Annotated in this window: 15 protein-coding genes; 14 read left to right on the plus strand and 1 reads right to left on the minus strand. The window is 66.0% G+C overall.

Features of this window, described 5'->3' with window-relative positions; all coding sequences use genetic code 11:
• Window positions 1-14 precede the first annotated feature (14 nt).
• The 7 genes from CH281_RS01550 to CH281_RS01580 all read left to right on the plus strand — a co-directional run bounded on the left by CH281_RS01550 (window position 15) and on the right by CH281_RS01580 (window position 5,268).
• A complete protein-coding gene (locus tag CH281_RS01550; RefSeq protein WP_032369773.1) occupies window positions 15-872 on the plus strand; it encodes a thioesterase family protein in 858 nt (285 codons plus the stop codon).
• 18 nt (window positions 873-890) lie between these two features.
• Window positions 891-1,706 carry a pyrroline-5-carboxylate reductase gene (proC, locus tag CH281_RS01555; RefSeq protein WP_027498355.1) on the plus strand — a complete coding sequence of 272 codons (816 nt, stop codon included), beginning with the start codon at window positions 891-893 and terminating at the stop codon, window positions 1,704-1,706.
• A gap of 127 nt (window positions 1,707-1,833) precedes the next feature.
• Window positions 1,834-2,070 (plus strand): helix-turn-helix domain-containing protein, encoded by a 237-nt coding sequence (locus tag CH281_RS01560; protein ID WP_008713658.1) that lies wholly within the window; start codon window positions 1,834-1,836, stop codon window positions 2,068-2,070.
• A 231-nt stretch (window positions 2,071-2,301) separates the two neighbouring features.
• Window positions 2,302-2,403 (plus strand): 30S ribosomal protein bS22, encoded by a 102-nt coding sequence (locus CH281_RS01565; protein ID WP_003402602.1) that lies wholly within the window; start codon window positions 2,302-2,304, stop codon window positions 2,401-2,403.
• A gap of 183 nt (window positions 2,404-2,586) precedes the next feature.
• The gene (locus CH281_RS01570; protein WP_256983312.1) at window positions 2,587-3,714 is read left to right on the plus strand and encodes an NAD-dependent epimerase/dehydratase family protein; all 1,128 of its coding nucleotides are present in this window, start codon (window positions 2,587-2,589) and stop codon (window positions 3,712-3,714) included.
• Complete coding sequence (locus CH281_RS01575; protein WP_027498354.1) at window positions 3,711-4,760, plus strand: lysophospholipid acyltransferase family protein; 1,050 nt, start codon at window positions 3,711-3,713, stop codon at window positions 4,758-4,760. Before CH281_RS01570 ends, CH281_RS01575 begins: the two co-directional genes overlap by 4 nt.
• A gap of 19 nt (window positions 4,761-4,779) precedes the next feature.
• Window positions 4,780-5,268, plus strand: coding sequence for a GNAT family N-acetyltransferase (locus tag CH281_RS01580; RefSeq protein ID WP_032365213.1), 489 nt, complete (start codon window positions 4,780-4,782; stop codon window positions 5,266-5,268).
• Window positions 5,269-5,286: 18 nt separating this feature from the next.
• Here the strand turns inward: CH281_RS01580 and CH281_RS01585 are convergent, their stop codons facing one another.
• On the minus strand, window positions 5,287-6,222 hold the full coding sequence (locus CH281_RS01585) for an HAD family hydrolase (RefSeq protein WP_045840673.1): 936 nt from the start codon (window positions 6,220-6,222) through the stop codon (window positions 5,287-5,289).
• A gap of 204 nt (window positions 6,223-6,426) precedes the next feature.
• Between CH281_RS01585 and CH281_RS01590 the strand changes: the two genes are divergently transcribed.
• The 7 genes from CH281_RS01590 (at window position 6,427) to CH281_RS01620 (ending at window position 13,470) form a co-directional block, all read left to right on the plus strand.
• Window positions 6,427-6,708, plus strand: coding sequence for a glutaredoxin family protein (locus CH281_RS01590; protein WP_094692664.1), 282 nt, complete (start codon window positions 6,427-6,429; stop codon window positions 6,706-6,708).
• Window positions 6,709-6,863: 155 nt separating this feature from the next.
• The gene (locus CH281_RS01595) at window positions 6,864-7,676 is read left to right on the plus strand and encodes a redox-sensing transcriptional repressor Rex (protein ID WP_027498350.1); all 813 of its coding nucleotides are present in this window, start codon (window positions 6,864-6,866) and stop codon (window positions 7,674-7,676) included.
• Window positions 7,673-9,070: a glutamyl-tRNA reductase gene (locus CH281_RS01600; RefSeq protein ID WP_032365215.1), complete on the plus strand. Its 1,398-nt coding sequence runs from the start codon at window positions 7,673-7,675 to the stop codon at window positions 9,068-9,070. The genes CH281_RS01595 and CH281_RS01600 overlap by 4 nt, the downstream gene beginning before the upstream one ends.
• Window positions 9,067-10,026, plus strand: coding sequence for a hydroxymethylbilane synthase (gene hemC, locus CH281_RS01605; RefSeq protein WP_027498348.1), 960 nt, complete (start codon window positions 9,067-9,069; stop codon window positions 10,024-10,026). Before CH281_RS01600 ends, hemC begins: the two co-directional genes overlap by 4 nt.
• Window positions 10,027-10,185: 159 nt before the next feature.
• On the plus strand, window positions 10,186-11,748 hold the full coding sequence (locus tag CH281_RS01610) for a uroporphyrinogen-III synthase (RefSeq protein WP_027498347.1): 1,563 nt from the start codon (window positions 10,186-10,188) through the stop codon (window positions 11,746-11,748).
• Window positions 11,749-11,860: 112 nt separating this feature from the next.
• Window positions 11,861-12,835 carry a porphobilinogen synthase gene (gene hemB / locus CH281_RS01615; RefSeq protein ID WP_094692878.1) on the plus strand — a complete coding sequence of 325 codons (975 nt, stop codon included), beginning with the start codon at window positions 11,861-11,863 and terminating at the stop codon, window positions 12,833-12,835.
• Window positions 12,832-13,470 (plus strand): hypothetical protein, encoded by a 639-nt coding sequence (locus CH281_RS01620; protein ID WP_256983313.1) that lies wholly within the window; start codon window positions 12,832-12,834, stop codon window positions 13,468-13,470. The genes hemB and CH281_RS01620 overlap by 4 nt, the downstream gene beginning before the upstream one ends.
• Window positions 13,471-13,472 lie beyond the last annotated feature (2 nt).

The following is a 13,472-nucleotide window of genomic DNA, read 5'->3' on the forward strand; positions in this document are numbered from 1 at the left end:
GTAAGTTGTCCGGAATGAGTTCCACCAGCCCGTTCCGGGCAGCAACCACACTGGTCCCGCTCGACGTCTCCGCAGACACCGCGTCCTTCGCCGGTGCGATCGATTCCACCTGGACCATCGGCCCCAAAGTGCACGGCGGGGCGATGCTCGCCATCTGCGCGGCCGCGGCGCGTCAGCAGATCGTGCTGATCGACCCGGCCCAGGTCGAGATCCAGCCGTTGGCCGTCAGCGTCAGTTATCTGGCCGCGCCCGATCCCGGCGAAGTAGCGCTCACGACGATCGTGCGCAAGCGCGGCAGGCAGGTCTCGCACGTCGACGTCGAGCTGACTCAGGCCGGACGTGTCGCAGTGCGGGCGGTGGTCACCCTCGGTCGGCCCGACTCGGAGGAACCGAACCACGAAACCCCGTTGTCGCTGACGTCGATGGCCGCGGAGCCTCCTGCGGACACCCTCGCGGTGGCAGGCGATCACCCCATGGCGTCGATCGTGCACGTCGCCAAGGGCTGCGAGATGCGGATCGAACCGTCGTCGGCATCGTTTCTCACCGGTCAGCAGGGTGAGGCCGAAATTCGACTGTGGGTGCGCCCCTTCGCGGGCGACGAAGCCGACGCCGACACGTCGGTGCTCTTCGCGTTGATGGCAGGCGACATCTCGGCCCCGGTGACGATGAACCGCGGAATGTTCGGCTGGGCACCGACGGTCCAGCTGACGACATATCTGCGTCGCCGCCCGGCTCCGGGGTGGCTGCGAGTGGCAGCGACCAGCTCCGTCATCGGCAGCACCTGGTTCGAGGAGGACCACCTGATACTCGACTCGACCGGTGCCGTGGTGGTGCAGAGCCGACAGTTGGCGATGGTGCCGCGCTCGAACTGACATGGCAGGCTTGGCCGTATGACGAGAATTGCAGTGATCGGTGGCGGACGGATCGGCGAGGCATTGATTGCGGGACTCCTCGAGGCCGGTCATGCCGTGCGCGACCTCGTGGTCGCCGAGAAGTCCGAGCCGCGCGCCAAAGAGATCGCGAAGGACTTCGGAGTGCTGACCGCCAGTGTCGCCGACGCGGCCGAGGGAGCCGACGTCATCGTGCTGGCGGTCAAGCCGGCAGACGTCGAGGGCGCCCTGAATCAGATCACCAAGATCGAGCTCGACGGTGACCGCGAACAACTCATCGTCTCGCTCGCCGCAGGCGTGCCCACCGCCAAGTTCGAGCCCAAGCTCCCCGCCGGATTCCCGGTCGTACGGGTCATGCCCAACACCCCCATGCTGGTAGGGGAGGGCGTCAGTGTGCTGGCCCCGGGGAAGTACGCCCGCGCCGAGCACCTCGAGCTCGTCCGCTCCATCCTCTCGGCCGTCGGCAAGGTCGTCGTCGTCAAGGAACATCAGCTCGACGCGGTGACGGCCGTGTCCGGGTCCGGTCCGGCCTATTTCTTCCTGGTCGCCGAGGCCATGATCGACGCGGGAGTGGGCCTGGGATTGAGCCGGGATGTCGCGTCTGCACTCGTCGCACAGACGATGGTGGGGTCGGGAGCGATGCTGGATCGCTCGGACGAGTCCGCCAGCGAGCTTCGGTATGCCGTGACCTCCCCGGGCGGAACGACCGCCGCGGCGGTACGCGAATTGGAGCGAAACGGCCTCCGAGCTGCGTTTTTCGATGCTCTCGGTGCAGCCAACGCCCGATCGATTGAGATGGGCATCACAGCAGAATAAAAAATCTTTTCCCCACACCCGTCGCAGTAACCCCATCTGTCCCTATAGGCTCGGGGGCAGCACGTGCGTGTCTGTTCGGCAGGAGGGGAAGCCTGCCGCATGAGACGTGCCGGAGGTAAGTGGATTGATGGCGTCTATAAACAAGCCGTCCAAGGGTTCGTCCCCGGACGGTCAACCGGCTTTGGCCGGAACACAGTTCCTCACTGTCGCCGAGGTGGCGACTCTGATGAGAGTTTCGAAAATGACCGTGTACCGACTGGTGCACGGCGGAGAGCTGCCCGCAGTACGGGTGGGTCGATCTTTTCGTGTGCACGCCAAGGCGGTACACGACTATCTCGAGACCTCGTATTTCGACGCAGGCTAGTGCACGTAGCTAGGTCGTAAGACCGGGCCGGTTTCGTAAGTCACGGCTCACACCGGTAGGATTGGCGTTCGTCGTGCCAGCCAGCCGGTGTGCAGCCGTGGGCGAGTACGTGGCCCCAGCGCCAGCTCGGTGACCAAGGTTGTTGGCTCGAAGCCTTCGGGCTTGGTTGTCAGGTAGGCGTACGCAAACGGCGTGCGCGAAAACGCTAGAGAAGAACGTGAGGACACCCGCATGGGTTCAGTGATCAAGAAGCGTCGCAAGCGCATGTCGAAGAAGAAGCACCGCAAGCTGCTTCGTCGTACCCGCGTGCAGCGCAGGAAACTCGGCAAATAAGCCTGCCGTCATCTGCTTCACGGCCGAGCCCGTCACCATCGGTGGCGGGCTCTGCTCGTTCGAAGGCGAGTTGCATCTTTCCTTCCAGGCCTCCTTTCCTTTCGGACCTCCTTTCCTTTCAGACCTCGCGGAAACCTGTCGATCCAGTAGGCTCGGCACGGGAGCCGAAGTTGGGGAGGCGCAGTGAGTCCGAGCGATCGTGGTGTTGCCGCGCCCCGAGTGGTGCTCGTGACCGGTGCCAGTCGATTCCTCGGCGGATACCTCGTCACCCGGCTCGCTCAGAACCCTCGCATCGAACGTGTCATCGCTGTCGACGAGAAATCTCCGAGCAAAGATCTGCTGCGACGTATGGGTCGCGCGGAATTCGTTCGTGCCGATATTCGAAACCCGTTGATCGGCAAGGTGATTCGTAACGCCGGCGTCGATACCGTCGTGCATGCGGCCACGGTCGCCAAGCCTCCGAAATCCGGCGGCCGCGCGACGATGAAAGACCTCAACGTCATCGGAGCCATGCAGCTGTTCGCGGTGTGTCAGAAGTCGCCGACCGTGGAGAAGGTGGTCCTGCGGTCGTCGTCCTCGGTATACGGATGCAGCGCCAAGGATCCGGTGAAATTCACCGAGGAGATGAGTGCCCGACGCCCACCGAGCGGCGCGTACGCCAAGGACACCATCGACATCGAGGGCTACATTCGCGGACTCGGTCGTCGTCGCCCGGACATCGCGGTATCGATCCTGCGTATGGCCCCACTGATCGGCCCGCGGCTCAACGGCACCATCTCGCGGTACATGACGTCACCGCTGATCCCGAGCATCGTCGGACGCGACGCGCGCATGCAGCTGTTGCACGAGGAAGACGCCCTTGCGGCCCTCGAACGCGCGACCATCGGCGGGCCTGCAGGCACGTTCAACATCGGTGCCGACGGCACCATCATGCTCTCGCAGGCCATTCGACGTGCCGGTCGAGTGCAGGTTCCGGTGCCGTTTCCACTGTTCAAGAGCGTGGGGCGGGCACTCATGGGCGGAATGATGCGCGAATTCACCACCGAGCAACTCGATTACTTCCATTTCGGTTGCGGGCTGGACACCACACGGATGCGGTCCGTCCTCGGGTTCGAGCCTCGGTGGACCACAGTCCAGGCGTTCGACGACTTCGTCCGGGGCGCAGCGCTGCGGCCGGTCGTCCGAACCGAATGGGTCGACGCGATCGAGAATCGGCTGCTCGGGGCCGTCGACACGGGGGCGTCCGCGGCGCGCGTACTGGCCGCGCTCGGCAGTGCCGACACGGCGCGAGAATCCGGAGCGGACAGGTGAGCGACGTGGCCAAAGTCATTCCCTTGCACGGCGGCGCGTCCGCCCGGTCCGCCCGCGCAGCGCAGGGTTCACGCGAGCGGCACCCATCGGCCTACGCCGATCCACGTGAGCCGACGCCGCTGGTGGACCCGACCCCCGCCGCTTCTGCGGCCACGATCGCCGCAGAAGCGGCACCCGTGCTGTCGATGATCGACGACACCAAGACCGCGATCGTCGACCAGATCTCCTCGGTCGCCGAGTTCGTGCGTCGACGCCTGGCCGGCGACTACAGCGTCGACGAGTTCGGCTACGACCCGCACTTCGCCGATGCCGTGTGGCTGCCGCTGCTGCGTCCGCTGTTCGACAAATGGTTCCGCGTCGAGGTCAAGGGCATCGAGAACATCCCCGCCGAGGGAGGTGCGCTCGTCGTGGCCAACCACGCCGGAGTCGTACCGGTCGATGCGCTGATGACGTCGGTTGCCGTGCGCGATCATCACCCTGCCCACCGGCCGTTGCGAATGTTGGCTGCCGACATGGCATTCGAGATGCCCGGCGTCGGCACGATCGCCCGCAAGGCCGGGCATACGCTGGCGTGCAATCCCGACGCGGAGCGGCTGCTGCGCACCGGGGAAGTTGCCGCCGTGTTCCCGGAGGGCTTCAAGGGCATCGGCAAACCGTTCAGTGAGCGGTACAAGTTGCAGCGGTTCGGCCGCGGCGGCTTCGTCTCGGCTGCGCTGCGAACGGGTGCGCCGATCATTCCGTGCTCCATCGTCGGGTCAGAGGAGATCTACCCGAAGATCGGCGACATCGCCCCGCTGGCACGACTGATGGGGATGCCGTACTTCCCGGTGACACCGTTCTTCCCGCATCTCGGGCCGCTGGGCCTGATTCCGTTGCCGTCGAAGTGGTACATCGAGTTCGGCAAGCCCATCCACACCGACTCCTACGACGCCACCGCGTTCGAGGATCCGATGGTGCTCTTCGAGCTGACCGACCACGTGCGCGAAACCATTCAGCACACGCTGTACCGACTGCTTGCCAAGAGACGCAACGTCTTTCTCGGATAGCTCGGGTTATCCTCTGCCAGTGCATATTCGCGACACCACGGTAGAAGACCTCCCCGACATTCTCGACATCCACAACGATGCGGTCGCCAACACCACCGCCATCTGGGACGAGGAACAGGTGGACCTCGCCGATCGCACAGCGTGGTTCGAGGGACGGATCGCTGCCGGGTACCCGGTACTCACCGCGGAGGTCGACGGCCGGGTCGCCGGCTACGCGTCGTACGGACAGTGGCGAGTCAAGAGCGGCTATCGGCACTCGGTGGAACATTCGGTGTACATCCACCGCGACTTCTATCGCCGCGGCCTGGCCAGTGCCCTGCTGAGCGAATTGATCGACCGGGCCCGAGGCGGCGACATCCACGTGTTGGTGGGGTTCATCGAATCCGAGAACACCACGTCCATCGCACTGCACGAGAAGTTCGGATTCGTGCGCGTCGGACAGATGCCGGAGGTGGGGGTCAAGTTCGGGCGCTGGCTGGACCTGACCCTGATGCAACTGACGCTCTGACCCGACGGACGGACGAGGTCAGGCCTTGCGGCGACCGATCACCGCAGCGAGACCGCCGCCCACCGCGCCCAGGGCCAGCGCAGTGGGAACGCCGATCTTGGCGGCCTTGCGTCCGGTGCGATAGTCGCGAATTTCCCAGCCGCGGTTCTTCGCCAGCTCACGCAGGTCCGGATCGGGGTTGATCGCGACCGCGGTACCGACGAGCGAGAGCATCGGCACGTCGTTGTGGCTGTCCGAATACGCGGTGCACCGCTTGAGGTTGAGGCCTTCTCGTACGGCCAACGACCGCACCGCATGAGCTTTGCCGATGCCGTGCAGGATGTCGCCGACGAGACGGCCGGTGAAGACGCCGTCCTTACTCTCGGCGACAGTTCCCAGCGCGCCCGTCAGGCCCAGCCGCTTCGCGATGATCTGCGCCAGTTCGAGGGGAGTGGCGGTGACCAACCACACCTGCTGACCTGCGTCGAGGTGCATCTGGGCGAGGGCACGGGTGCCCGCCCAGATCTTGTCGGCGATCATCTCGTCGTAGATTTCCTCGCCGAGCCGGCTCAGCTCGGCAGTGGGGCGACCAGTTATGAACGAAAGCGCCTTCTCGCGGCCACTGGCCACGTCCTCGCTGTTCTCCTTGCCGCTGACCCTGAATTTGACTTGCTGCCAAGCGAATTGGGCGACGTCGCCCGTGGTGAAGTACTTTCGGGCGGCGAGTCCGCGCGCGAAATGGATGATCGATGCGCCCTGCACCATGGTGTTGTCCACGTCGAAGAAGGCGGCTGCGGTCAGATCGCGGGGAACCGCTCCCTCGGACTCGACCTGCAGGGCGAGAGCGGCATCGGCGCTCGCTTCACCCGCGACGTTGGCGCGGACCTCCGCATCGGACGGGCCGAACGGATTGCGAATCCGGCGAATACGCCGCTTGCGCTGCTTGTCCCCGTCCGGATCGTTCGTGTCGACCATGTCGACATCGGGCGTGTCCTCGATCGGCAGGTCTGTGCCCCCGTCAGTCACCACGTCCACCTCCCTCGCCAGTACGTCACTCGCAGCCTAATGCGTGCGTCCGACACGAGCGTCGCACGACGGCACCTACCGACGATGAACAGTTCCCGACGCACCGCGCAGCTGTGACCTTCGTCTCTGTTGCCGGCATGTCAGAGTGGACGGATGGAAACGACTCCGTCCGGCGTGGCACTTCTCACCCGCGCAGGCTGCCATTCCTGCACCCACGCGTCCGCGGTGCTGCACGAGGTGTGCGCCGAATTCGGCGTCTCCGTGACAGTCATCGACGTGGACGAGGCCGCGGCCGAATCGCCTGACCTGCGCGCGGAGTACGGCGACCGAGTGCCCGTGGTGCTACTCGACGGTGTCGAGCACAGTTACTGGGAGGTCGACGTGCCCCGATTGCGGGCCGATCTGGGCCGGGCAGGGCACCCTAAGAACGTGTGATTGCTCTCCGTGTGCAGGTGAGGGCCGGTATGCGCAACTTTGTTCATTCGTTCACAAGCAGTTACCGTGGTGTGAACAGCATTCGTGAAATAGACACGAACGCAGGATCAGCGTGAAGACCGGCATCGACGCCGTTCGGACGAGGAGCCCCAGACGTGACCGAAGAGCGCCCGTCGCCCAGCGGCGTAGAGCGGGTCATCCCTCAGGCTACGGTCACTCGTCTGGCGACATACCTGCGGGTCCTCTCGATCCTTGCAGACGAAGGTGTTCTCATCGTCTCGAGTGAAGAGCTTGCCACCGCAGCAGGCGTCGGATCAGCGAAATTGCGCAAAGATCTCTCGTTCCTCGGACCCAACGGTGTGCGCGGAGTCGGTTACGACGTCGCGCGCCTGCGCGCCAAGATCGACAGTGCTCTCGGACTCGACCGTGGCCACCGCGTCGTACTGGCCGGAGTGGGCAACCTCGGTCAGGCCCTCGCCGGATACGGCGGCTTCGCACGTCGCGGATTCACCATGGTCGGCCTGTTCGACAACGACCCCGCGCGAGTCGGCACCGAGGTCGAGGGACTCACCGTTCGGCATATCGACGAGCTCGAAGACGCCTGCCGCGAACTCGAGGCGACCATCGGCGTCATCGCCACTCCCGACGAGGCCGTCCACCAGGTGGCGGGCCGGTTCGTTTCGGGCGGAGTCGAGTGCATCCTGAGCTTCTCGCCGATGGTTCTCGACGTCCCCGACCACGTCGAGGTACGCCGAGTCGACCTGGCCGTCGAGATGCAGGTTCTGTCCTTCAACAGCTCCCGCAACGTGTCCGGGCCGACGATCGTGACGGCCCCGGTGCCGACGCCCGTGTCGGCGTCGCCACTGCCTTCCACCTCGCGTCTGGGCCGCAGTCACGGCCCGCGCATCGCCGGTAATCCAAGCCCAGTCAACAGTTCGACAAGAAACGGATCGGTGATTGCACCGTGAGTGTCCTTCTCGTCGGGATATCGCACCGTAGCGCTCCCGTCGCAGTCCTCGAGCGTGTCGCCATCACGGACACCGATCGCCCGAAACTGACCGACAAACTGATGGCCAGCGGAAACATCTCCGAGGTCATGGTGGTCTCCACGTGCAACCGCGTCGAGATCTACGCGGTCGTCGACGCGTTCCACGGCGCACTGACCGCCGTCGGCGAAGTTCTCGGTGAGCACTCCGGCCTCGAAATCGCCGACCTGACCAAGCACGCCTACGTTCGGTACAGCGAGGCCGCCGTCGAGCACCTGTTCGCCGTGGCCAGTGGCCTGGACTCGATGGTCATCGGAGAACAGCAGATCCTCGGCCAGATTCGATCGGCCTACGCCGCCTCGGACGGTCAGCAGGCATCGGGCCGCGTCATGCACGAACTCGCGCAGCAGGCTCTGCGAGTCGGCAAGCGCGTGCACAGCGAAACCGGCATCGACGCCGCCGGAGCCTCGGTGGTGTCCGTCGCTCTCGACCGCGCCGCAGACGTGTTCGGCGGCTCGCTCCGCGGCCGCACCGCGGTGGTCCTCGGCGCAGGAGCGATGGGCGGACTCGCCGTCGCACACCTGGGCCGCGCCGGAATCGACTCGCTGACCGTCGTCAACCGCACCCGCGAACGAGCCGACCACCTGGCCGAGAACGCCGTCTCGAACGGAATCACCGCCTCCTCGGTCGCGCTCGAGAACCTGGCCGACGCAGTGGCCGCCGCCGACATCCTCGTCACCTGTACCGGTGCGGTGGGGGCCGTCGTCTCCATCGCCGACGCCCACCTCGCACTCGCCCGCCGCGACGCAGACCGGCCGCTCGTGATCTGCGACCTGGGGCTACCGCGCGACGTCGACCCGGCCGTCTCCGGCCTGCCGGGCATCACCGTCTTCGACATGGAATCCCTGCAGCGCGACCCCGCTGCCGGAGCTGCCGCGAACGACGCGTCGGCCGCACGCGAGATCGTTTCCAACGAGCTCTCGGGTTACCTTGCGGGACAACGACTTGCCGAGGTCACCCCCACCGTCACAGCGCTGCGCCAGCGCGCCGCCGAGGTGGTCGAGGGGGAACTGCTGCGGCTCGAGTCGCGGCTGCCCGGGCTCGACTCCCCGCAGCGTGACGAAGTGGCCCGCACCGTGCGCCGCGTCGTCGACAAGTTGCTGCATTCACCGACGGTGCGCGTCAAGCAGCTCGCCAGCACTCCCGGCGGAGATTCCTATGCTGCGGCGTTGCGCGAATTGTTCGAGCTCAGCCCCGGTTCGGTCGAGGCCGTGGCGACTCCGATGGAAATCGGTTCCCTGGAGTTGGTCGACGACTTCACGGCGAGCCGTACCGATCTTCGCCCCGGAACCACCGCCGAGGGGGATCAGGAATGACCGGCGTCGTCAAGATCGGTACTCGCGGAAGCCTTCTCGCGACCACTCAGGCCGATACGGTTCGGGTGGCTCTCGCAGCGGCGGGAGTCGAAGCCGAACTGGTGATCGTCAAGACCGCGGGCGACCTGTCGGCAGCACCGGTGCAGACCATCGGCGTCGGGGTGTTCACCGCGGCGTTGCGTGAGGCCCTGGCCGACGGCACCGTCGACATCGCCGTGCACTCGTACAAGGATCTGCCGACCGCCGCCGACGAGCGCTTCACCATCGCTGCCATTCCGGCGCGTGAAGATCCCCGCGATGCACTGGTGGCCCGCGACGGGCTCGTGCTCGGTGAGCTGCCCGCCGACGCGAAGGTGGGTACCTCCGCACCCCGCCGAATTGCTCAATTGCGTGCTCTCGGACAGGGATTGGACGTTCGACCCCTGCGCGGCAACCTCGACACCCGCATCGGCAAGGTGGCCTCGGGTGAGCTCGACGCCGTCATCGTCGCGCGGGCAGGACTGGCCCGTATCGGCAGGTTGGACGTCGTCACAGAAGCGCTGGATCCGGTGCAGTTGCTGCCGGCTCCCGCACAGGGTGCACTGGCCGTCGAATGTCGCAGTGGCGACACCGATCTCGCTGCCTCCATCGCCACACTGGACGATGCACATTCGCGGGCCGCAGTGGCCGCCGAACGCGGACTGCTCGCCGAACTCGAAGCCGGCTGCACCGCGCCGGTGGGTGCCATCGCCGAGGTCGTCGAGTCCATCGACGAGGACGGCCGCATCTTCGACGAGTTGTCGCTGCGCGGCTGCGTCGCGGCCATCGACGGCAGCGACACCATTCGCGCGTCGATCGTCGGGTCACCCGACCGGGCCGAGGAACTGGGCCGCGAACTGGCCCGCGAACTACTCGATCTCGGTGCACGCGAACTCGTTTCGGTCACCGAACCAGCACAGGGCGGATCTCATGTCTAGGGCAATAACGGCACCCGTTCGCGGACGCGCCAAACGCGCGGCGACCCGTCCCGTAGTGCGAAGAGAGTCGATCGCCACTGCCCGGCTGATTCCCAAACGGGGCACCGCAACCCCGATAGAACTGCAGTACCCATACAAGACAGCACTGGAGAACAACCGATGAGCCCAGTCCGCAAGAACACCAACGGACGGATCCTGTTCGTGGGATCCGGGCCCGGTGACCCGGCTCTGCTCACGGTCCGGGCACGGGAAGTGCTCGGAGCGGCCGAGCTCGCTTTCACCGATCCCGACGTCGACAAGGGTGTCACCGCTCTCGTCGGTGCCGACGTCCCTCGCGATGCCGAGACGGGTGAGAACGGGGTCGAGGTGCGCCCGGCACTGGGCGAGCCCGCCGAGGTCGCCAAAACCCTTCTCGCCGAAGCCAAGAACGGCCACGATGTGGTGCGTCTGGTCTCGGGAGATCCGCTGACCACCGACTCGGTGATCGCCGAGGTCAGTGCCGTGGCCCGCACTCACGTGCCGTTCGAGGTGCTGCCCGGTCTGCCTTCGGGCTCCGCGGTACCCAGTTACGCAGGCATGGCACTCGGCTCCGGCCACACCGAAGCGGACGTTCGCGGCGAGGTCGACTGGGCTGCACTCGCGGCTGCTCCCGGCCCGCTGGTGTTGCACGCCACGGCGGGGCACCTGGCCGAAACCGCCAGTGCCCTTGTCGAACACGGCCTGGCACCGCAGACACCTGCAGCCATCACCGTGCGCGGCACCACCCGTCAGCAGCGCACCGTCGAGGCCACACTGGCCACCCTCAACGACGCGGGATCCGAGCTCGTCGGATCTCTGGTGGTCACCGTCGGCAAGGTCGTCTCCGGACGAAACAAGATGTCCTGGTGGGAGTCTCGCGCACTGTACGGCTGGACCGTGCTGGTGCCACGCACCAAGGATCAGGCCGGCGAGATGAGCGATCGCCTCGTCACCCACGGGGCCATCCCCATCGAAGTTCCGACCATCGCCGTCGAGCCCCCGCGCAGCCCGGCTCAGATGGAACGGTCGGTCAAGGGCCTGGTCGACGGCCGCTACCAGTGGGTCGTGTTCACCTCGACCAACGCCGTTCGCGCGGTGTGGGAGAAGTTCGAGGAATTCGGCCTGGACGCGCGTGCGTTCTCCGGCGTCAAGATCGCCTGTGTCGGTGAGGCAACCGCGGCCAAGGTGCGCTCGTTCGGCATCAATCCCGAACTCGTTCCGTCGGGGGAGCAGAGCTCGCTCGGACTGCTCGAGGACTTCCCGCCGTACGACGAGGTCTTCGACCCGGTCAATCGAGTTCTGTTGCCGCGCGCCGACATTGCTACCGAGACGCTCGCCGAAGGGCTGCGCGAACGCGGCTGGGAGATCGACGACGTCACGGCCTACCGCACCGTCCGGGCAGCGCCACCCCCCGCCGAGACCCGCGAGATGATCAAGACCGGTGGATTCGACGCGGTGTGCTTCACCTCGAGCTCCACCGTGCGGAACCTGGTCGGTATCGCAGGTAAGCCGCATGCTCGCACGCTCGTCGCGTGCATCGGCCCGAAGACCGCCGAGACGGCCGTCGAGTTCGGTCTGCGCGTGGACGTGCAGCCGGAGTCGGCTCAGGTCGGACCGCTGGTCGAGGCACTGGCAGAACACGCGGCTCGGCTGCGGGCCGAGGGTGCACTGCCGCCACCGCGCAAGAAGTCACGCAGGCGGTAAGAAGTCACGCAGGCGGTAAGAAGTCACGCAGGCGCTGAATGCGCCTCGTGCGCGTTGTGCGTAGCTCCGGCCACACACAACGCGCACGACGAACCAAGTGAGGCAGGTTCGCTTGTTCCCCACCGACCGTCCCCGACGCCTTCGCCGCACTCCGGCACTGCGCCGCCTCGTGGCCGAAACGTCGCTGCAGCCACGGCATCTGGTGTTGCCGATGTTCGTCGCCGACGGCATCTCCGAGCCCCGCGCGATCAGTTCGATGCCCGGAGTGTTCCAGCACACGCTGGACTCGCTGAGCAGGGCCGCCGAGGAAGCAGTCGCAGCCGGTGTCGGCGGCGTGATGTTGTTCGGTGTCCCCGAGGTCGAGGACAAGGACGAGAACGGTTCGGGGGCAACGGATCCCGACGGAATCCTCAACCGGGGCCTGGCCCGTCTGAAAGCCGATCTCGGTGACTCGACGGTCATCATGGCCGACACCTGCCTCGACGAGTTCACCTCGCACGGCCACTGCGGTGTGCTGAGCGAGAACGGCTCGATCGACAACGACGCGACGTTGCTGCGGTACGTCGACATGGCCGTCGCGCAGGCGGAATCCGGAGCGCACCTGCTCGGGCCGAGCGGCATGATGGACGGCCAGGTCGGTGCCATTCGTGCTGGACTCGATGCGGCCGGTCACGTCGAGGTGGGGCAGCTGGCGTATTCGGCCAAGTACGCGTCTGCGTTCTACGGACCGTTTCGTGAAGCGGTCGGCTCGTCGCTGCAGGGTGACCGTCGGACGTATCAGCAGGACGCGGCCAACCGCCGTGAGGCGACCCACGAGGTCGAGCTCGATCTTGCCGAGGGTGCCGACATGGTGATGGTCAAGCCGGCGATGTCGTATCTGGACATTCTCCGCGACGTGGCCGAGATGTCACCGGTTCCGGTTGCGGCGTACCAGATTTCGGGGGAGTATGCCATGATCACCGCCGCTGCCCAGAACGGGTGGATCGACCGGGATGCCGCCGTCCTCGAATCGCTCGTCGGCATCAGGCGCGCCGGTGCAGATGTCGTACTGACCTACTGGGCAACCGAAGTGGCGGGCTGGCTGTGAACGATTTTCCTCCGAGCAACAACGCGGACGGTAGCAATCCTGACAGCAACGTGCCGAACAATCCTCCGTTGCAACCGGACTGGCACCGCTGGGAGCTCGAACACGGCTTCCCTCAGTCCGGTCCCGAGCTCGAGCCGTCCGCTCGCCCGGCACCGGTGGATGTGGAGACTGCCCGGCACCTGTGGTGGGGAGTTGCACTGATCGGTGCGATCTCGGCGCTGTACTCGGTGTGGACGCTGTTCGGCGCACGCGCGGAATTCGCGCAGTCTCTGCTCGACGACCTCGCAGCACAGGGTGCGGCGGCGGACATGACCGTCGAATCCACGCAGTCGATGGTGACGGTGATGCTCGTCGTGACGCTGTTCGTCGTCGTGGGATTCGGTGCCCTGTTCCTGTTCTGGGTGAAGCGGATGCGTGCCGGCAAGATGTGGGCGCGCATGCTGCTGACCGTCATCGGCTCGATCACCGTGTTCACCACGATTCTCGACCTGTTCGCGATCGCATCGAGTACCGGTGCGATGAACATCGTCATGAGCGTGCTGAGCATCGGCCAAGGTGTGCTTGCTGCGGGTGCGATCTACCTGATGCACCGCAAGGAATCCAACGAGTACTTCCTGTCCTCGCGGAAGCGCTGATT

The organism is Rhodococcus sp. 06-221-2 (genome assembly GCF_002258365.1).
Classification (GTDB): Bacteria; Actinomycetota; Actinomycetes; order Mycobacteriales; family Mycobacteriaceae; genus Rhodococcoides; species Rhodococcoides fascians.